Consider the following 19710-nt stretch of genomic DNA (forward strand, 5'->3'; position numbering starts at 1 on the left):
AGCCGAAGTCGAATATGCCGACGTCGAGAGCGACATGATCTGGGTGAAGTTCCCGATCGTCGAGGGTGCCGCCGACCTCAAGGACAACTATGTCGTCATCTGGACGACCACACCCTGGACGATCCCCGGCAACCGCGCCATCGCGTTTTCCTCGCGCTATCCCTACGGCCTGTTCGAGGTCGAAAGCGCCCAGAACGATTTCGGCCCGCAGCCCGGCGAAAAGCTGATCTTCGCGACGCGTCTTGCCGATGAGGCGGCCGCCAAGGCGAAGCTGACCTTCAAGTTCGTTCGTGACATCGCGCCGGAAGAGCTGGCTGCGCTCACCTGCGCCCATCCGCTGAAGGACCTCGGCTACACCTTCCCGGTGCCGCTGCTCGATGGCGACCACGTCACCGACGATGCCGGCACCGGCTTCGTGCACACCGCGCCCAGCCACGGCCGCGAGGACTTTGACGCCTGGACGTCGAAAGCCCGCGAACTGGAAGCGCGCGGCATCTCGTCGAAGATCCCGTTCCCGGTCGACGATGCCGGCTTCTACACCGCCGACGCGCCCGGCTTCGACGGCGCGCGCGTCATGGACGACAACGGCAAGAAGGGCGACGCCAACGAGCGCGTCATCAAGGCGCTGATCGCTTCCAACACGCTGTTTGCCCGCGGTCGCCTCAAGCACTCCTACCCGCATTCCTGGCGCTCCAAGAAGCCGGTCATCTTCCGCAACACGCCGCAGTGGTTTGTCTATATGGACAAGGAACTCGGCGACGGCACCACGCTGCGCTCGCGTTCGCTGTCGGCCATCGACGACACCCGCTTCGTGCCGGCCTCCGGCCAAAACCGCCTGCGCGCCATGATCGAAGGCCGTCCGGACTGGGTGCTCTCGCGTCAGCGCGCCTGGGGCGTGCCGATCGTCATCTTCGCCGACGAGAACGGCGAGGTGCTGGTCGATGACGCCGTCAACGCACGCATTCTCGAGGCCTTCGAGAAGGAAGGTGCCGATGCCTGGTTCGCCGAGGGCGCCAAGGAGCGCTTCCTCGGCAACGACCATGACGCGGCCAAGTGGACGCAGGTCATGGACATCCTCGACGTCTGGTTCGATTCGGGCTCGACGCACACCTTCACGCTGGAAGACCGCCCGGACCTGAAATGGCCGGCCGACGTCTATCTGGAAGGCTCCGACCAGCATCGCGGCTGGTTCCACTCCTCGCTGCTCGAAAGCTGCGCGACGCGCGGCCGTGCGCCCTACAACGCCGTCGTCACCCATGGTTTCACCATGGACGAGAAGGGCGAGAAGATGTCCAAGTCCAAGGGCAACGTCGTCTCGCCGCAGGATGTCATGAAGGAATCGGGCGCCGATATCCTGCGCCTCTGGGTCATGACGACGGACTACTGGGAAGACCAGCGCCTCGGCAAGACGATCATCCAGACCAATATCGACGCCTATCGCAAGCTGCGCAACACGGTGCGCTGGATGCTCGGCACGCTGGCGCACGACACGGGCGAGGAAATCGCCCATGCCGACATGCCGGAGCTGGAAAAGCTGATGCTGCACCGGCTGGCGGAACTGGATGCCATTGTGCGCGAAGGTTACGACGCCTTCGACTTCAAGAAGATCGCCCGCGCGCTCATCGACTTCTCCAATGTCGAGCTCTCGGCCTTCTACTTCGACGTCCGCAAGGATGCGCTCTACTGCGACGCCCCGTCCTCGCCGAAGCGCCGCGCCTCGCTCTTCGTCATCCGCAAGCTGTTCGAATGCCTCGTCACCTGGCTCGCCCCGATGCTGCCCTTCACCATGGAAGAGGCGTGGCTTTCGCGCAAACCCGATGCCGTCTCGGTCCATCTGGAGCAGTTCCCGGATGTGCCGGCCGAATGGCGCAACGCTGCGCTGGAAGCCAAATGGGAGAAGATCCGTCAGGTCCGTTCGGTCGTGACGGGTGCCCTGGAAATCGAGCGCCGCGAAAAGCGCATCGGCGCCTCGCTGGAAGCCGCCCCGGTCGTGTACATTGCCGATCCGGAGCTTCTGGCCGCCCTCGACGGCCAGGACTTTGCGGAAATCTGCATCACCTCGGCCATCACGCTCGTTGCCGGCGAAGGCCCGGCGGAGGCTTTCCGTCTTGGCGACGTCGCCAAGGTCTCGGTCGAGCCGAAGCTGGCGGAAGGCCAGAAATGCGCCCGGTCCTGGCGCATCACGACGGATGTCGGCTCGGATGCCGACTATCCCGACGTGTCGGCGCGTGATGCCGCAGCGCTGCGTGAAATCGGTTTCCGCCGCGCGGCGTAAGAATAGTCACTCTGTTGACGGCCGGTGATTCCGGCCGCCAACACCAGCGTGTGAATTGCGCTTGCGGTTTTCATCCGCTATTGCTGCCTGAAAATGGTCGGATTGTTCCGCCATGGCACGGCAGGCTATTGCCGCGCTTGGGTTTCGGCGTACCGGCTCTGCTGGAAGGGTTTGATGGGAATGATGCGACATATTCGGGTGCATGCCGGACTTCTCGGCCTCATTGGCGGAAGCCTTCTCCTCACCGGTTGCATGGGTCCGACCTACGGCACGAGCAAATCCTCCGGCGAGCAGCTTTTGGACGACCTCGGCAATGCCGTGATGATCCAGACGCCGGATGCCGACCAGGCCAAGAAGATCCGCTACCAGCCGCGCGGCGCGCTCGTCGTGCCGGGCAACAAGGAAGCGCTGGTCACGCCGCAGCAGTCCGTTGCCAGCAAGGACAATGCCGGCTGGATCGAAAGCCCGGAAGACATGCGCGACCGTCTGCGCGCCGAGGCCGACGAGAACAAGGACAACAGCCACTACCGTTCGCCGCTCGCCTCGCAGTCGACCACGAACCATAACCTGACGACCGCCCAGCAGACCGCCGCCTATCGTGAAGGCCGCCGCATCCAGCAGGGCGCCTATTCCGACAAGCGCCGCTACCTCAGCGATCCGCCGCTGGATTACCGCCGCATGCCCGAACAGGCACAGGCCGATCTCGGCGAGCCGGAAAAGGTCAAGGAACGCCGCCGCAAGAAGGAGGCGAAGGCCGCCAAGCAGACGGGTTCCAAGTGGTGGCCGTTCTAAGACCATGACCGCCTATCGTATCCGCCCTGCGGTCGCGGCCGATGCCGCGATCATTCTGCGTTTCATCCGCGAACTCGCCGACTACGAAAACGCGCTGCACGAAGTCGCCGCGACCGAAGAGAGCGTCGCGTCCTCGCTGTTCGGCGAAGGCTCGATCAGCCATGCGGCGATCTGCGAAACCGTCGATGGCGATCCGGCGGGCTCCGCCGTCTGGTTCAAGACCTATTCCACCTGGCAGTCGAAGAACGGACTTTATCTAGAAGACCTCTATGTCACGCCCGCCCATCGCGGCGGCGGCGTCGGCAAGATGCTGCTGCGCCATCTTGCGCGCACGGCGATCGAGGAAGGCTGCGGCCGTTTCGAGTGGAGCGTGCTCGACTGGAACGAGCCGGCGATCCGCGTCTATGACGCGATCGGCGCCGAGCCCCATCCGGAATGGCTGCGCTACCGCCTGTGGGGCGACAAGCTGAAGGCCTTTGCCGAAGGCTGATTAGCGCCGGCCGGCGAAGAAATCCCTGAGAATATCGGCCGCCTCGCTGCCGCTCAGGCCGGAATAGACATCCGGTGCGTGGTGGCAGGTCGGCTGCGCGAAGAAGCGTATGCCGCTTTCGACCGCCCCGCCCTTGGGATCGTCGGCGCCATAATAAAGCCGGCGGATGCGGGCGAAGGAAATCGCTGCGGCGCAGAGCGTGCAGGGCTCCAGCGTCACGTAGAGATCGGCCCCGGTCAGCCGCTCCTGGCCGAGTTTTTTCGCGGCCTCGCGGATGACGGCGACCTCGGCATGGGCGGTCACGTCGTTTTCCGCGCGGGTGCGGTTTCCGGCCTGTGCGACGATCTCGCCGTTCAGCACCAGCACCGCGCCGACGGGCACTTCACCGCGCTCGCCGGCGGCGCGCGCCTCGGCCAAAGCGGTCTCCATGAAGCGATTTGTCATTGACGACACGAATTCCTCTTAACCCCGGACGCCTGACCTGATAGGACACGGCAAAACGCAGGCAGCACAAATGACATTCAAAGACAAGCCGAAACGGCCGGGCGGCAAGCCCGCGGGCCGCGATTCCAAGCCGCGTGGCGCCGCATCGGCGGCCGCGGGCAAGAAACCTTTTGCAGCTGGCAAGAAGCCGGGCGGCAAACCTTTCGCCGAGAAATCCGCGCCGCGCGACGCAAAGCCGGCCCGTGCGGCCAAGCCTGCGCCGCAGATCTCGGCCAGCGCCGAGCTGGCGCCCGAGCGCATTTCCAAGCTGCTCGCCCGCGCAGGCGTTGCCTCGCGCCGCGATATCGAGCGCATGATCATGGAAGGCCGCGTCAGCGTGAACGGCACATTGCTGGACACGCCCGTCGTCAACGTGACCTTCGCGGACCGCATCGAAGTGGACGGCATGCCGATCCGTGGCATCGAGCGCACGCGCCTCTGGCTCTACCACAAGCCGGCCGGCCTGGTGACGACCAATGCCGACCCGGAGGGCCGCCCGACCGTCTTCGAAAACCTGCCGGAAGACCTGCCGCGCGTCATGTCCATCGGCCGCCTCGACATCAATACCGAAGGCCTGCTGCTGCTGACCAATGACGGCGGTCTCGCGCGTATGCTCGAGCTGCCGACGACCGGCTGGCTGCGCCGCTACCGCGTGCGCGCCCACGGCAAGATCGAGCAGGCCGATCTCGACAAGCTGAAGGAAGGCATCGCCGTCGACGGCGTGCTCTATGGCGCGATCGAAGCGACGCTCGACAAGGCGCAAGGCTCCAACGTCTGGATCACCATGGGTCTGCGCGAAGGCAAGAACCGCGAGATCAAGAACGTGCTCGGCGCGCTCGGCCTCGACGTGAACCGCCTGATCCGCATCTCCTACGGCCCGTTCCAGCTCGGCGAGCTGCCGGAGGGCCATGCCCAGGAAGTGCGCGGCCGCACGCTGCGCGACCAGCTCGGCCCGCGCCTGATCGAGGAAGCCAAGGCGAATTTCGACGCTCCGCTCTTCGACCACAAGGGTGGCGAAGCCGAGGAGGAAGCGCCGGCGAAGAAGACCCGCGAGACGGCCGCACGCCCGGCCCGCGACGAGAAGCCCGGCGACCGCCGCGAGCAGGCCCGCGCACGCCTCGATACCAAGCGCGACGACCGTTTCGGCGACAAGCCCCGTGGCGACAGGCCGCGTGGTGACAAGCCGCGCGATGGCGGACGTGACCGTGGTTTCGGCGACAAGCCGCGCGGTGACCGCGATTTCCGCGATCGCGACGACAATACCCGTTTCGATGCCAAGCCGAAGCACGAGCCGGCGGCGCGTGCCCGCAAGTCCAATGTCTGGATGGCGCCCGGCGCTCGTCCCGTATCCGAAAAGAAGGCGGAAACCGCCGACGGCGTGAAGCGTGAAACGCGCGAGCGTCCCGAAGGTGCGCCGAAGACCAAGCGCTACGGCCGCACGGCCGAAGGTGCGCCGACCCGCTCGGCCAAGAAATTCGATCCCGACCGCAAGGGCCCGGCCCGTGGCCGCCCCGGTGGCGACAAGGTCGAGAAGCCGCGCATCCTGAAGACGCGCGACGAGGACGGCGAGTGGATCCGCGCGAGCGAAGCGGAAGGCCGTGACGAAGGTCGCGGCGGCTTGGGCCGCCCGCGCTCCGGCGCCGGGGACGACCGTGCCCCGCGCGGTTTCGGTGACCGACCGCCGCGTGGCGACCGTCCTTTCGGCGATCGCAAACCGCGTGGCGATGGCGAGCGTTCCTTCGGAGACCGCAAGCCGCGCGCCGAGGGTGATCGTTCCTTTGGGGACCGCAAGCCGCGTGCGGAAGGCGAGCGCTCCTATGGCGACCGTCCGGCTCGCGGTGACCGCAAACCCCGCGCAGAGGGCGAACGCGCCCTCGGTGATCGTCCGCCCCGTCGCGATGGCGGCAAGTCGTTCGGTGCAAAGCCGGGCGGCGGAAAATCCTTTGGCGGCAAGCCGGGTGGTCGTCCCACCGGTGGCAAGCCGGCCGGCGGTCGTCCGCGCGGCAAGGGAAAGTAAGCGAGCGTGCGGATCGTCGGCGGAGAGTTTCGCGGCCGTTCGCTCGCGACGCCGAAGTCGGATGATATCCGGCCGACGACGGACCGCACGCGCGAAAGCCTGTTCAACATCCTGAACCATGCCTACCCGCAAGCGCTCGACGGCACGCGTGTGCTCGATCTCTTCGCGGGCACCGGCGCCGTGGGCCTCGAAGCGCTGTCGCGCGGTGCGCGCGCCGTGCTCTTCGTCGAGCAGGGCGTCGAGGGCAGGGGTCTCCTGCATTCCAACATCGAAAGCCTCGGCGTAATCGGCCGCGCCAAGATTTTCCGCCGCGATGCCACGGCACTCGGCACTGTCGGCACGATGGAGCCGTTCGATTTCCTCTTCGCCGATCCGCCTTACGCCAAGGGACTGGGCGAAAAGGCGCTGGATGCGGCGGCGCGCGGTGGCTGGCTCGTCGATGGCGCCCTTGCGATCCTCGAAGAGCGCGCCGATATTCAGCCCGTCGCCGTGGATGGTTTCGACCATATCGAGACGCGCACCTTCGGCGACACGCGCATGCATTTCTACCGCTACCGCTCCGGCTGATCTGCCTTTGAGGAGACTTGAGCGATGACCGATGCCCTCGTTTCCCATCCTGCCTCGCAAGACAACGGCCCGACTGTCGCCATCGCCCTTGGTGGCGGCGGTGCGCGGGGGCTTGCCCATATCCATGTCATCGATGTTCTGGACGAGCTCGGCATCCGCCCGGTTCTGATATCGGGCGCTTCCATCGGCGCCATCATGGGCGCGGCAATGGCGGCGGGCATGACGGGCCGCGAGATTCGCGAACACACATTGGCGACCATCGGCCGCCCCGGCCAGATCATGAACCGGCTGTGGAGCCTGCGCCCGGCAGGCCTGTCGGAAATGGTCGCCGGCGGTTTTCGCATGGGCCAGTTCAATCTGGAACGCGTGCTGAAGGCCTTCCTGCCCGATCGCCTGCCGCAGACCTTCGAGGAGCTGCCGATCCCGCTCAAGGTGATCGCTGCGGATTATTACGCCCAGTGCGAATGCGTGCTGGACAGCGGCCCGCTCCTGCCGGCCGTCGCCGCCTCCGCCGCCTTGCCTGCCATCTTCCGTCCCGTCGTCATCGGCGGGCGCGTGATGATCGACGGCGGCCTGTGGAACCCGGTGCCCTTCGATCATCTCGCCGGCAAGGCGGATATCACCATCGGCGTCGACGTGGTCGGCCAGCCGCCGGCCGGCACGGCGGAAGTGCCCGGCAGCATCGACAGCCTCTACGGCGCCACCCAGCTCACCATGCGCTCCATCGTGACGCTGAAGCTGGAGAAGGCCGCCCCCGACATCTTCCTCCGCCCCGATGTCGGCCGCTTCCGCGTGATGGATTTCGCCAAGGCCGAAGAGGTTTTGGCGGCGTCGGCGGGCATTCGCGATGAGCTGAAGCGGGCGCTCAGCGAAAGGCTTTTCGGGCGCGATTAAGCGCTTTCTTCCTCATCCGCCTCGGCTTGCGTCTTTTTCTTGGGTTTCACTAGCGGCTCGGGTTTCACCGGCTTCGAATGCAGCATGTGCCGCCCCGCCGAAATCCCTTCGGCGGCCTGCAATTCCAGCCGGGCGACGTCGCGACGGCGGATGTCGTCGCTGATGGCGAGGGCGTCGTCCGGCTCCACGCCGAGTTCCTCCAGCGTTTCCCGGCCGAAGACGAGGGCGGATTCGAAGGTTTCGCGCACGTCGTGCTGCACGCCGCGGGCGCGCAGCGAGAGCGTGTGGATACGGTCGTAGGAGCGGGCGAAGACGGTGGCGTTGGGATATTCCGACTGCACAAGATCGACGATGCGGTCGCTCGTCGCCTTGCCCTGCGTGCAGATCGCGACGATCTTGGCGCGTTCGATGCCGGCGGCGCGCAGCACGTCCTTGCGGGTGCCATCGCCGAAATAGATGCGGAAACCGAAATTCGCCGCTTGCCGCACGCGGTCCGTGGAATGGTCGATGACCGTCACCTCGCGCCCGCCGGCCAGCAGGATCTGTGCCGCGATCTGGCCGAAGCGCGAGAAGCCGATCATCAGCACATCCGCGCCCGCGCCCTCGAAATCCTCCTCGATCTCTTCTTCCGGATCCTCGACCAGCAGGAAGCGGGAGAGGGCTGCGGCGATCGGCGTCAGCGCCATGGAGATGGTGACGACGGCGATCAGCAGCGAGGCGAGGCCGCCGGAGAAGATGCCGGCGGCCGACGCCGCGCTGAACAGCACGAAGCCGAATTCACCGCCCTGCGGCAGGACGAGCGCGATGCGCACCGCATCATTGTGCGGCGAGCCGGTGAAGCGGCAGAGACCGTAAATGACGAGGCTCTTCACCAGCATCAAGGCCGGCGTGGCGACGACGATGAGCAGCCAGCGGTCGAAGATCACGTCGAGATGCAGCGAGAGGCCGACTGCCATGAAGAACAGGCCGAGCAGGATACCGCGGAAGGGCTCTACGTCAGCCTGAAGCTCATGGCGATACGAAGAGTCGGCCAGCAGCACGCCGGCGAGGAAGGCGCCCATGGCCATGGAGAGACCGGCCATCTGCAGCAGCATGGCGGCGGCGAGCACGACGAAGAGGGCAGCGGCGATCATCGCCTCGCGCGCGCCGGTGCGGGCGATGACTTGGAACAGCGGGTTGAGCAGATAACGGCCGGCGGCGAGAAGTGCCGCGATGGCCGCAAGCGCGATCATGAAATCCTCGAAGGCGCTGGTCGTATCCTCCGGTGCCTGCTCGGCAAGAAGCGGGATTAGCGCCAGCAATGGCACGATGGCGAGGTCCTGCAGCAGCAGCATGGAAAAGGCGCGCTGGCCGTAGCGCGTGTTGGTGTCGCCGCGCTCGTCGAGGATCTGCATGGCGAAGGCGGTGGAGGAGAGCGCGAGGCCGAAGCCGATGATCAACGCGCCGTCCCACTGTTCGATGCCGGTTGCCAGCGTCAGCCCTGCGAGGATGAGGCCGGTGACGATGACCTGCGCCGCGCCCAGCCCGAAAATGTCATGCCGCATCGCCCAGAGGCGCGACGGCTTCAATTCAAGGCCGATGAGGAAGAGCAGGAAGACCACGCCGAGTTCGGCGACCCCCAGAAGCTCCTCGCCGTCGCGTATCTGGTGCAGGATCGGGCCGATCACCACGCCGGCCGCGAGATAGCCGAGAATCGTGCCGAGCCCCAGCCGCTTGAAGATGGGAGCGGCAAGCAGGGCACCCCCGAGCATCAGGAGGACCTCGTTATAGGGGCTGTGGGTATAGGCCATGCGGCAGGCTTTCTCAGGAAGGGGCACAGGGTGGAAAGGCAAAAAACAATGCTCGCCCTTGATGCCTGTGCCGGCGCACAATAAATGGGGCATCAAAGAAAGGCCAAGTCATGTCACAGACGATCGATTCCGCAAGCCTTCTCGCGCGCGCCGGTGAACTTATCGACCGCGCCATCCAGGCGGGGGCGGATGCGGCCGATGCCGTCGTGGTCCGCGGGCGCTCCTCCTCGGTCAGCGTGCGGCTCGGCAAGGTCGAAGGCACGGAGGCCTCCGAGAGCGACGATTTCTCGCTGCGCGTCTTCGTCGGCAAGCGCGTCGCCAGCGTCTCGGCCAATCCCGGTTTCGACCTTAAGGTGCTCGCCGAGCGCGCCGTCGCCATGGCCAAGGCCTCGCCGGAAGACCCCTATGCGACGCTCGCCGCCGAAAGCGATCTGGCGAAGGACTGGCCGGACCTCGACCTCTACGACCCGACCGAAGTCTCCGCCGATGAGCTGAGTGAAGCCGCTTTGGCCGCCGAGACCGCAGCCCTTGCCGTCTCCGGCGTCACCAATTCCGGCGGCGCCGGGGCGTCGGCCGGCATGGGCGGGCTGGTGCTCGCCACCTCGCACGGCTTTTCCGGCGCCTACAGCGCCAGCCGCTTCGGCCGCTCCGTCAGCGTCATCGCCGGCGAGGGAACGAAGATGGAGCGCGACTACGACTTCGATTCGACCCTCTATTTTGCCGACCTGCGCAATGCCGAAGAAATCGGCCGCGAGGCGGCGGCGCGCGCCGTGCGCCGCATCAATCCGCGCCAGGTGCCGACGGCGAAGAACGTCACCGTCGTCTTCGATCCGCGCGTGGCGCGCGGCATTGCAGGCCATATCGCCGGCGCCATCAACGGCGCCTCCGTCGCCCGCAAGACGAGCTTCCTGCGCGACCGCATGGGCCAGCAGGTGCTGAAATCCGGTCTCTCCGTCACCGACGACCCGCTGATCGTGCGCGGTTCCTCCTCGCGTCCCTTCGACGGTGAGGGCATCACCGGCAAGCGCCTCGCGATGATCGAGGACGGCGTGCTGCAACACTGGTTCCTCTCCACCTCCACCGCCAACGAACTCGACCTCAAGACCAATGGCCGTGGCGTGCGCGGCGGCACCTCGGTCAATCCGGCCTCGACCAATCTCGCGCTGGAGCCGGGCGATGTTTCGCCGGAGGACCTGATCCGCTCGGTCGGCAACGGCTTCTACGTCACCGAGCTGATCGGCCAGGGCGTCAACATGGTGACGGGCGAGTACAGCCGCGGCGCCTCGGGTTACTGGATCGAGAACGGCGAGCTGACCTTCGCCGTCTCGGAAGTGACGATCGCCTCAAACCTCACCGACATGTTCCTGCGCATCACGCCGGCCAACGATATCGACCGCTCGTTCGGCGTTGCGGCCCCGACGCTTGCGATCGAGGGCATGACGCTGGCCGGGACGTGAGACATGGCCGACGCCGCCACCTGGACAGCCGATCTTGATCTTCTCGTCGGCGCCGCGCGCCTTGCCGGCGCGCGTGCGCTCGATTTCTTCCGCAAGGGGCCGGAGGTCTGGTGGAAGAACGAGGGCCGCTCGCCGGTGAGTGCCGCCGATTTCGCGGCCAATGATATCCTCAAGAAGGAATTGCTCTCCGCCCGGCCGAACTACGGCTGGCTTTCGGAGGAAACCGACGACGATGCCGGTCGGCTCGATTGCGAGACGGTCTTCGTCATCGACCCGATCGACGGCACCCGCGCCTTCATTGCCGGCAAGGATATCTGGTGCGTCAGCGCCGCCGTCGTCCACAAGGGGCGCCCTGTCGCGGGCGTGCTCTTCGCACCGTCGCTCGACGAGGTCTTCACCGCCGCCGAGCATGGCCCGGCGCTGAAGAACGGCAAGCCGATTGCCGCCACCGAGCCCGATGCCGCACGCCCGACGCGCGTCGCGGCCTCCGAGGACATGGCGCACGACCTGCAAGGCCACATGGACGGCGGCGTGCACCGCATCTCGCATGTGCCCTCGCTCGCCTACCGGCTTGCCATGGTGGCGGACGGGCGGATCGATGCGACGCTGGTGAAGCGCAATGCGCATGACTGGGATCTCGCGGCGGCCGATCTCATCCTGGCGCGGGCCGGCGGCGGGCTTGTGACGCTCGATGGCGCCCCGCTTTCCTACAACCGGCAGACCGTCAGCCACGAGACGCTGGCGGCCTCCGGTTTGTCCCGGCTTTCCGGGCTTGTCGCGGCCTCCCGGCATCTTGCCGGCCATTGACCTTTGGCCCGGAATACCGCAAACCGTCTGCCGAAATCGGCACAATGAGCACGTTCAGGAAAAGTGGAAACCGGTTTTCCGTCCGGATGTGCGCAAGAATAAAATGAGAGAAACATGACCGACTCGAAAGAACCCAAACAGCTTCTTCATCTCGTTTTTGGCGGCGAGCTGACGACCCTGACCGACATGCAGTTCCGCGATCTCGACAAGCTCGATATCGTCGGCATCTTCCCCGACTATGCCAGCGCGCTAGCCGCCTGGAAGTCCAAGGCGCAGCAGACCGTCGACAATGCGCATATGCGCTATTTCATCGTGCATATGCACCGCCTGCTGGACCCGCAGCAGGGCTGAGACGCGTTTTCGCCATTGTTCCGCGCGACATGCGGTCGCGCTGAACCGAGGAGCCTGACCTCCATGAACCCGAACACCCCGAGAGCCGCAGCCAAGGTGCCGAGCCGATGAACAGACGGCTCGCCCGTATCGCACTTTCGCTGTATCGCTGGGGCGGCGTTGCGCTCTATCCGATCGTCGGCCCCTACCTTGCCTATCGCATCGCGAAGGGCAAGGAGGAGCGGTCGCGTCGCCGCGAGCGTTACGGGTTCGGCAGCGTTCCGCGCCCCTCCGGCCCGCTCGTCTGGTTCCATGCGGCAAGTGTGGGCGAAACGCTCGCCATCGTGCCGCTGGTCAAGGAGGTGCGCCGCCGCGGCATCGCGGTGCTGCTTACCACGGGCACGATCACCTCGGCCAAGGTCGTCAGGGAACGGCTCGGCGCCGACGTCATCCACCAATATGTGCCGCTCGACATGAAGCCGGCGATCAGCCGCTTCCTGGAATACTGGCACCCCGACCTCGCCATCATGGCGGAATCGGAAATCTGGCCGACGACCATTCTCGAACTCGGCAGGCGCCACATTCCGCAGGTGCTGGTCAACGGCCGCATTTCGGATCGCTCCTTCCCGCGCTGGAAGCGGCGCATGTCGTTCGCCGATGCGATCTTCGAGAATTTCGCGCTTGTTATCGCCCAGTCGGAGACCGATGCGGAGCGGTTTCGCACGCTTGGCGCCTTGCCGGTCCTGGTGTCGGGCAATCTGAAGGTCGATACGGATGCGCCGCCGGCCGATCCCGCCGTGCTGAAATCCTATCGCGACCAGATCAAGGGCCGGCCCACCTGGGCGGCGATCTCGACCTTCGAGGGCGAGGAGGCGGCGGCCGGCAATGTGCACCGCGCGCTCAAGGAGCGTTCGCCGGGCCTGCTCACCATCATCGTGCCGCGCCATCCCGAGCGCTGTGATGCCATCCACGACATGCTGACGGCGCGCGGGCTGAAGGTCGCACGGCGGACACGCGGTGACGCGCTGGCAGCGGACACGGACGTCTTTCTCGGTGATACGATCGGCGAAATGGGGCTTTACCTGCGCATGACCGAAATCGCCTTCGTTGGCCGCTCGCTGACCGCCGAGGGCGGCCAGAATCCGCTGGAGCCGGCGATGCTCGGCTGCGCGGTGCTGTCGGGCGGCAATGTGCAGAATTTCCGCGAGGCCTACCAGCAGCTTGCCCGCAACGGCAGCGCCAAGATGGTGCGCGACGTGGAAATGCTGGCCAAGGGCGTACACTATCTCCTGACCAACGAGGCGATGCGCAGGCAGATGATCGATGCGGGGCAGGAGACCGTGCAGGAGATGCGCGGCGCGCTGAAGGCCACGGTCAAGGGCCTCGAGCCCTATATCAATCCCCTCACCGTGAAGGCGCGGCTGCACCCGCGCCAGACGTCCTGAAAGGACCGGGCAGCATGACGAAGGCAGCGACGATCTCAGGCATTCTCTTCGACAAGGATGGCACGCTGCTGGACTATGCCAAGAGCTGGATCCCGGTGAATTACGAACTCGCCCGCATCGCCGCCGCCGGTGACGACGACCTGTCGCGCAAGCTCTTGATCGCGGGCGGCATGGATCCGGATACCGGCTACGTCACGCCGGACAGCCTGCTTGCCGCCGGCAACACAGTGGAGATCGCCGAAGGCTTCGTCGGAGCCGGCGCGCCCTTCACCGTCGAGGCCCTGACCGAACTCTTCGACGGCCTCTTCGCCAAGTCCTCGGAACTTGCCGTCGCCGTGACAGACCTCGCCGATTTCTTCGCCACCCTGCATGCCCGCGGCTACTGGCTCGGTGTCGCCTCTTCCGACAACGAAGCCTCGATTCGCGCGACGGCCAAGCGCTTCGGTTTCGACGGCTACCTGCATTATGTCGCCGGCTATGACAGCGGCTATGGCGTCAAGCCCGAACCCGGCATGGTGCTCGGCTTCTGCGCCGCGACCGGGCTCGAGCCGCATCAGATCGCCATGGTCGGCGACAACAACCACGACCTCCACATGGGCCGCAGCGCCGGCACGGGCCTCACCATCGCAGTGCTGACCGGCACGGGCTCGCGCGAATCGCTGTCAGCCGCCTCCGACTATTGCCTCAACGACATCACCGAACTCGTGCCGCTCTTCCCGGAAGCCGCGGTCGCGCGCCCGGCGGCGTGAGCGCGCCGCTGCACCACCCGCCATCGCTCCCCGGGTGGTTTCCCCCAGTTGATTTTCGCCGCCGTCTCGCGTTTTCTGCGCGTGAACCGGGCCGGGATGCCCGCGGGGAGCTGCAATGGTAAGTGAAGCGCCGCCGTTCTGGTGGACGAAGGCGGATTGGCGCGCCTATGCGCTCTGGCCGGTGTCGCGCCTCTACGGGCTGATCGCTGGACGGCGCATGCGCAACGGCCGCCGCGCCGAGGTGTCGGTGCCGGTCATCTGCGTCGGCAATTTCACCGTCGGCGGAGCCGGCAAGACGCCGACGGCGATTGCGCTTGCGCGTGCCGCCAAGGCGCGCGGCCTGAAACCCGGCTTCCTCTCGCGTGGCTATGGCGGCTCGCTCGATGTCACCACCGTCGTCGATCCGCACCACCACCGCGCCCGCGCCGTCGGCGACGAGCCGCTCCTGCTCGCCCGCGACGCGCTGACCGTCATTTCCCGCAAGCGGGTGAAAGGCGCGATGAAGCTGGTGGAAGAGGGCGCCGACCTGATCATCATGGATGACGGCTTCCAGAGCGCCCGGCTGACCTTCGACTATGCGCTCGTCGTCATCGACACGCGCCGCGGCATCGGCAACGGCTATCTCGTCCCGAGCGGGCCGGTGCGCGCACCGCTCGGCGAGCAGATGCGCCAGGCGAATGCGCTGCTGGCCATCGGCAATGGCGATGCCGCCGACCGGCTGATCCGCCAGGCGGCCCGCGCCGGCAAAGCGATCCATTCGGCGACGCTCGTCACCGTCGGCGCGGAGAATCTCCGGGAGCAGGTGGTGATGGCCTGGTCCGGCATCGCCGACAACGAGAAATTCTTCCGCACGGTCAATGAGACGGGTGCGCATCTCTATGTCTCGCGCAGCTTCCCCGATCACCATCATCTCAGTGACGACGAGGTCGCTGACCTGCTCGACCATGCGCAGGCGCATGACTACCAGCTCGTCACCACGGCCAAGGACAGCGTACGCCTCGCCGGCGGCCATGGCCGTTCGGAGGAGTTGAAGGAGAAGAGCCGGGTGATAGAGGTGGAAATCCGCTTCGACGACCCGAAGGGGCCGGATGCGATCATCGACGCGGCAATCGCCAGCGCGAGGAAGCGCAAGCTGCACCAGCTGGCGGAGAAGGATAAGGCGAAGGCTTAGCGCGTCTGGTTCGGCAGCGCGCCGGCGCGCTTTTCGGCGTCCAGCGAGGCGGCGCAGCTGGCATAGGCTTCCTGCCGCGCCACGCTCCAGTAGCGCAGCTCATCGACGGGGATCGTCTCGCCGGTCATGGCGCAGGTGACATGCGAGCCCGGCATCAGGATCTGGAAATCGCCGTCGAGATAGCGGATCTTCGCTTCCCGGCTGCCGCCGCGGCCTTCAAAACGGTTCATCATCGATTTCAGTATCCGTCTCATGTGATGCCTATGCCATATCGTGGCGAAGGCCAAAATTCCAGTGCTTTCCGGGCTAGAGCATTTCCAGCAAAAGTGCGAAGCGGTTTTGCGTCCGGAAATGCGGGAAAACAAGGAGCTAGAGCATTTCCGCGATTCGGAGAAAAGCGGAAATGCTCTAGCTCCGGCCGAACAGCCGCTCGATGTCGGAAAGCTTGAGCTCTATGTAGGTCGGCCGGCCGTGGTTGCACTGGCCGGAGCCGGGCGTCGCCTCCATCTGGCGCAGCAGCGCGTTCATCTCCTCCGGCCGCATGCGCCGCCCTGACCGTACCGAGCCGTGGCAGGCCATGGTGGCGGCGAGGTATTCGAGCTTGGCCTTCAGTCCGCTTGCCGTATCCCATTCGGCAAGTTCGTCGGCGAGCTGGCGGATGAGGCCGGACGCATCCATCTCACCAAGCATGGCCGGCGTCTCGCGCACCGCAATCGCCCCCGGCCCGAAGCGCTCGATGCCGAGGCCGAGCTTGGCGAATTCGTCGGCATGGGCGACCAGCCGGTCGCAATCGTCCTCCGGTAGATCGACGATCTCGGGGATCAGCAGGGCCTGCGCCGGCACGGCACGTGAGTGCAGCGCATTGCGCATCGCCTCGAAGACGAGGCGTTCATGCGCCGCATGCTGGTCGACGATGACGAGGCCGTTTTCCGTCTGCGCGATGATGTAGTTCTCGTGCAGCTGCGCGCGGGCCGCCCCGAGTGGATGGTTCTGCGGCGTTTCCTCTTCGCGGGCGGTGGAGGCTGGCGTGAAAACCGGTTCGCTGCGGGCGGAGGGGCTGGCAAATTCGGCGAAGCCCGCCTGCCGCTCGCGGAAGGGGGCGGTCGGTGTCACGGCAGAGTCGAAAGGCCTATAGGGCGAGGCGGACGGCGTCCAGGGCGTGGAAGGCCGCTGCGCTTCCGGCCGGAAGGCGCGCATCAGGCCGGCGGCGCCCGTCGTGGAGGCGCGGTCGCCCTCGCGTGCCAAGGCCTCGCGGATCGCACCGATGATCAGGCCGCGCACCAGGCCGGGATCGCGGAAGCGCACGTCGGATTTCGCCGGATGCACGTTGACGTCGACCAGCGCCGGATCGATGTCGATGGCAAGCACCGCGACCGGGTAGCGCCCGTGCGGGATGGTCTCGGCATAGGCGGCGCGCAGCGCCGACCAGATGAGCTTGTCCTGCACCGGCCGTCCGTTGACGAAGGCGAACTGGTTGAGGCTGTTGCCGCGGTTGAAGGTCGGCACGCCGGCAAAACCGGTCAGCCGCACACCCTCGCGTTCGGCGTCGATCTCGATGGCATTGTCGCGGAAATCGCGGCCGAGCACCTGCGCGATGCGGGCGAGCCGGTCCGTCCCGGTCGCCGGAAACTCCAGCGTCGTGCGGTCGGAGCCCGACAAAACGAAGCGCACATGCGGGAAGGCGATCGCCATGCGGCGCACGACGTCCGATATCGCCGAGGCCTCGGCCTTCTCGCTTTTCATGAACTTGAGGCGTGCCGGCGTGGCGAAGAACAGGTCGCGCACCTCCACCACAGTGCCGCGGTTGGCGGCGGCCGGGCGCACCGGCTCCACCTTGCCGCCGGTCACGCTGATCTCGGCGCCTTCACCGGCCTCGGCCGTGCGGCTCAGAAGCGAAAGCCGCGCCACCGAGCCGATCGACGGCAGGGCCTCGCCGCGGAAACCCAGCGTGCGAATATCGGTGAGATCCTTGTCGAGCTTGGACGTGCAGTGCCGGCGGATCGCCAGTTCGAGATCGGCCGGTGCCATGCCCCCGCCATTGTCGGTGACGCGCAAGAGCGTCTTGCCGCCGCCGGCCGTGGCGATCTCGATGCGCGTCGCCCCGGCATCCAGCGCGTTCTCGATCAGCTCCTTGGCGGCGCTCGCCGGGCGTTCGATCACTTCGCCGGCGGCGATCTGGTTGATGAGGGTTTCGGAAAGCTGCCTGATGGTCATGCCACCATTTTCGCGGATTCGCCGCCGTCCCGCCAGTGGCCGGCGCCGCTTATCCCGGCTCATCCCGCATAACCGGCTGAAATCGTTTAATCAGGCTTTAATAAAATGCTGCGAACGTGCACCTGCGCTTGTATGACCGCAAGCTTGCCGGGGTCTCCCGGTGGACGATTTCAGCGTCGCTGGCCGCTGTCATTCCCGATGTCCCAAGGTGTTTGCGCGCCGTTCAGCATGTTCATGGGAATGCCAGACAGGCGAGGACTGCCACATGAATGATGTAGCGTCGTCAGACGCGCACATCCGGCTGGGAATGTTCGAGGCTGCGTGCGATATCCTCGCCGCCGCCGTGATCGTCTATGACAAGAACGATTGCCTTGTCTTCGCCAGCCGCCAGGTCCTGCGCTATTTCCCCATTCATGCCGATACGTTGAAACCCGGCACGCGCCTGCGCGACGTGCTCGGCGCGATCTTCGATACCGGCGTCCGCTACGGCATTCCTCCGGAACAGCGCCACAAGGCGGTCAATCGCGAGGAATGGGTCTCCGCGCAGATTTCCGTGCACTGGCGCGAACAATATGATGCGGTCGAACGGCTGAGCCGTGACCGCTGGCTTCATTTCCGCAAGCGCCGCCTGCCGAACGGCTACAACGTCACCACCCTGGTCGACGTCTCCGAGCAGAAGAAGCAGGAAGAGCAATGGCGCTCCGATCTCGACCGGATCGCGCTGACGGAGGCGATCCTCGAGACGCTGCCGTCGCCCGTCATCGTCAAGGATCGCAACCTCGCCTATATTGCGGCCAACAAGGCTTTCTGCGCCATCTACAACGCCACGCCCGAGGGCATTCTCGGCCGCACGGTCTGGGATCTGGCGGATGCGGAAAACGCCGAGCGCATCGAGCGCAGCGACCGCCACGTGCTGGAGACCGGCGAACCCTTCGTGCTGCCCGAGCATGTTATCCGCGCCGACGGCTCCGATCTCTACGTCATGACCCGCAAGCACCGCATCGGCGCGCCGGGCCACCACGTCGTCGTGACGATCATGGACGACGTGACGGCACTGGTCGCCGGTGGCGGCGCTGTGTCCCACGGCGAGGATGCCTTCCTGCGCGTGACGGGCGGCTTCGTCGAAGGGCAGAACTGCTTCGATCCCGTGCGCGACGCCGAACGCCGTCTTCTGCTGGAACAGCTCGGCGCGGACGACCTGCGCGGCGTGCCCGGCAAGCGCGTGCTCGTCGCCACGCCCAATACCCGCATCGAGGACATCCTCGTCGGCGAGTTCAAGGCGCGCGGTGGCGATTGCTGCGCGGTGCGCAGCCGCTACGAGTTCGAAAGCTTCCTGGCGCTTGCCAAACAGCACGATCTTGCGATCGACCTCATCATCCTCGACGACAACATGCCGGATCATGAGGCGATGGCCCGCGGCAGCCATGGCATCGCCACGCGAACGATCACGCCCGACGGCATCGGACCGGATTTCATGCGCGCGTTGGTCGAGGAACACGAGCTGTTGTCGGAAAACGATTCACCGCTCGGCGACATCGTTACCCCGGTTTCTCTTTCCGACGACTGGTATATCGCGACCGACATCACCGCCATGCTGCCGGCTGCCGTGGGCGATATCGACGTGCTGGTCGCCGAAGACAACCAGATCAACCAGTTCGTCTTCTCGCAAATCCTCGAAGGCCTCGGTATCTCGCACCGTATCGCCGAGAATGGCGAGGAGGCGGTGATGCTCTGGCGCAAGCACCAGCCCCGTCTCGTCCTGATGGACATCTCCATGCCCGTGATGAACGGCATCGATGCGGCCAGGGAAATCCGGCAGGCGGAGGAGCTGAGCGGAACCCGGACGCCCATCGTGGCCGTCACGGCCCAGGCGCTCAATGTCGACATGCAGAACTGCATGGACGCCGGCATGGACGACTACATCATCAAGCCGGTCAGCCCGGATATGATCGAAGCGATTTATCGGCGCTATGCCGCCGGGACGCTGGAGAAGTCCGTCGCGTAAGCATGTCCGGCGAAGCAAGATCGCTTCAGCGTCGGACAATGCGGAAATGCTCGAGGCAAGTCCCGCGAAAGCGGGACGCGTTAGGTGGAGGATATCGGGTCAATCCCCCAGATTTGGGGAGGCCGGTGGGCAGGACTGACGATCGCTTGCTATGTTTTTGTTAACGGACATGGCGCATCGTGAAGCGGTCTTCGGAGGTAGAGTGCAAGTACGGGAAATCATTG

At 65.9% G+C, this 19710-nt stretch carries 17 protein-coding genes; 13 read left to right on the top strand and 4 right to left on the bottom strand.

Annotated features, from left to right (window positions below; all coding sequences use genetic code 11):
• From ACOZKU_RS02350 to ACOZKU_RS02360, 3 genes are all read left to right on the top strand, one after another.
• On the top strand, nucleotides 1–2275 hold a 2275-nt coding region (locus tag ACOZKU_RS02350; protein WP_421577498.1), incomplete at its 5' end, for an isoleucine--tRNA ligase.
• Nucleotides 2276–2449: 174 nt separating this feature from the next.
• The gene (locus ACOZKU_RS02355) at nucleotides 2450–3067 is read left to right on the top strand and encodes a hypothetical protein (RefSeq protein WP_314093487.1); all 618 of its coding nucleotides are present in this window, start codon (nucleotides 2450–2452) and stop codon (nucleotides 3065–3067) included.
• A gap of 4 nt (nucleotides 3068–3071) precedes the next feature.
• Complete coding sequence (locus ACOZKU_RS02360) at nucleotides 3072–3557, top strand: GNAT family N-acetyltransferase (RefSeq protein WP_421577499.1); 486 nt, start codon at nucleotides 3072–3074, stop codon at nucleotides 3555–3557.
• On the opposite strand, the gene ACOZKU_RS02365 is transcribed toward ACOZKU_RS02360, so the two are convergent.
• Nucleotides 3558–4001 (bottom strand): nucleoside deaminase, encoded by a 444-nt coding sequence (locus tag ACOZKU_RS02365; RefSeq protein ID WP_421577500.1) that lies wholly within the window; start codon nucleotides 3999–4001, stop codon nucleotides 3558–3560.
• Between the two features lie 70 nt (nucleotides 4002–4071).
• Between ACOZKU_RS02365 and ACOZKU_RS02370 the strand changes: the two genes are divergently transcribed.
• The 3 genes from ACOZKU_RS02370 to ACOZKU_RS02380 are packed head-to-tail and all read left to right on the top strand — an operon-like array spanning nucleotide 4072 to nucleotide 7518.
• Nucleotides 4072–6057 (top strand): pseudouridine synthase, encoded by a 1986-nt coding sequence (locus ACOZKU_RS02370; RefSeq protein WP_421577501.1) that lies wholly within the window; start codon nucleotides 4072–4074, stop codon nucleotides 6055–6057.
• A gap of 6 nt (nucleotides 6058–6063) precedes the next feature.
• Nucleotides 6064–6624, top strand: a complete 561-nt coding sequence (gene rsmD / locus ACOZKU_RS02375) for a 16S rRNA (guanine(966)-N(2))-methyltransferase RsmD (RefSeq protein WP_421577502.1) — start codon at nucleotides 6064–6066, stop codon at nucleotides 6622–6624.
• Between the two features lie 24 nt (nucleotides 6625–6648).
• Complete coding sequence (locus tag ACOZKU_RS02380; protein ID WP_421577503.1) at nucleotides 6649–7518, top strand: patatin-like phospholipase family protein; 870 nt, start codon at nucleotides 6649–6651, stop codon at nucleotides 7516–7518.
• Here ACOZKU_RS02380 and ACOZKU_RS02385 read toward each other — a convergent pair.
• A complete protein-coding gene (locus ACOZKU_RS02385) occupies nucleotides 7515–9308 on the bottom strand; it encodes a monovalent cation:proton antiporter-2 (CPA2) family protein (protein WP_421577504.1) in 1794 nt (597 codons plus the stop codon). The two genes, ACOZKU_RS02380 and ACOZKU_RS02385, sit on opposite strands and share 4 nt — an antisense overlap.
• Nucleotides 9309–9418: 110 nt before the next feature.
• On the opposite strand from ACOZKU_RS02385, the gene ACOZKU_RS02390 reads away from it, so the two are divergent.
• From ACOZKU_RS02390 to lpxK, 6 genes are all read left to right on the top strand, one after another.
• Nucleotides 9419–10765, top strand: a complete 1347-nt coding sequence (locus ACOZKU_RS02390) for a TldD/PmbA family protein (protein WP_421577505.1) — start codon at nucleotides 9419–9421, stop codon at nucleotides 10763–10765.
• Nucleotides 10766–10768: 3 nt separating this feature from the next.
• Entirely contained in the window at nucleotides 10769–11572 is an 804-nt protein-coding gene (locus ACOZKU_RS02395) for a 3'(2'),5'-bisphosphate nucleotidase CysQ (protein ID WP_421577506.1), read from the top strand.
• 114 nt (nucleotides 11573–11686) lie between these two features.
• Nucleotides 11687–11923: a DUF4170 domain-containing protein gene (locus ACOZKU_RS02400; protein ID WP_314093494.1), complete on the top strand. Its 237-nt coding sequence runs from the start codon at nucleotides 11687–11689 to the stop codon at nucleotides 11921–11923.
• Between the two features lie 107 nt (nucleotides 11924–12030).
• Nucleotides 12031–13347, top strand: a complete 1317-nt coding sequence (gene waaA / locus ACOZKU_RS02405) for a lipid IV(A) 3-deoxy-D-manno-octulosonic acid transferase (RefSeq protein WP_421577507.1) — start codon at nucleotides 12031–12033, stop codon at nucleotides 13345–13347.
• A 14-nt stretch (nucleotides 13348–13361) separates the two neighbouring features.
• The gene (locus ACOZKU_RS02410; RefSeq protein ID WP_421577508.1) at nucleotides 13362–14096 is read left to right on the top strand and encodes an HAD family hydrolase; all 735 of its coding nucleotides are present in this window, start codon (nucleotides 13362–13364) and stop codon (nucleotides 14094–14096) included.
• A gap of 115 nt (nucleotides 14097–14211) precedes the next feature.
• Nucleotides 14212–15267, top strand: a complete 1056-nt coding sequence (lpxK, locus tag ACOZKU_RS02415; protein WP_421577509.1) for a tetraacyldisaccharide 4'-kinase — start codon at nucleotides 14212–14214, stop codon at nucleotides 15265–15267.
• Here lpxK and ACOZKU_RS02420 read toward each other — a convergent pair.
• Both ACOZKU_RS02420 and mutL read right to left on the bottom strand, forming a co-directional pair.
• Nucleotides 15264–15497 (bottom strand): DUF2093 domain-containing protein, encoded by a 234-nt coding sequence (locus ACOZKU_RS02420; protein WP_314093529.1) that lies wholly within the window; start codon nucleotides 15495–15497, stop codon nucleotides 15264–15266. The genes lpxK and ACOZKU_RS02420 overlap by 4 nt on opposite strands.
• Before the next feature lie 178 nt (nucleotides 15498–15675).
• On the bottom strand, nucleotides 15676–17481 hold the full coding sequence (gene mutL / locus ACOZKU_RS02425; protein ID WP_421577510.1) for a DNA mismatch repair endonuclease MutL: 1806 nt from the start codon (nucleotides 17479–17481) through the stop codon (nucleotides 15676–15678).
• Between the two features lie 265 nt (nucleotides 17482–17746).
• On the opposite strand from mutL, the gene ACOZKU_RS02430 reads away from it, so the two are divergent.
• A complete protein-coding gene (locus ACOZKU_RS02430) occupies nucleotides 17747–19486 on the top strand; it encodes a response regulator (RefSeq protein ID WP_421577511.1) in 1740 nt (579 codons plus the stop codon).
• The last annotated feature ends 224 nt before the right edge of the window (nucleotides 19487–19710 follow it).

It is taken from the genome of Shinella sp. M31 (assembly GCF_049199205.1).
Classification (GTDB): domain Bacteria; phylum Pseudomonadota; class Alphaproteobacteria; order Rhizobiales; family Rhizobiaceae; genus Shinella.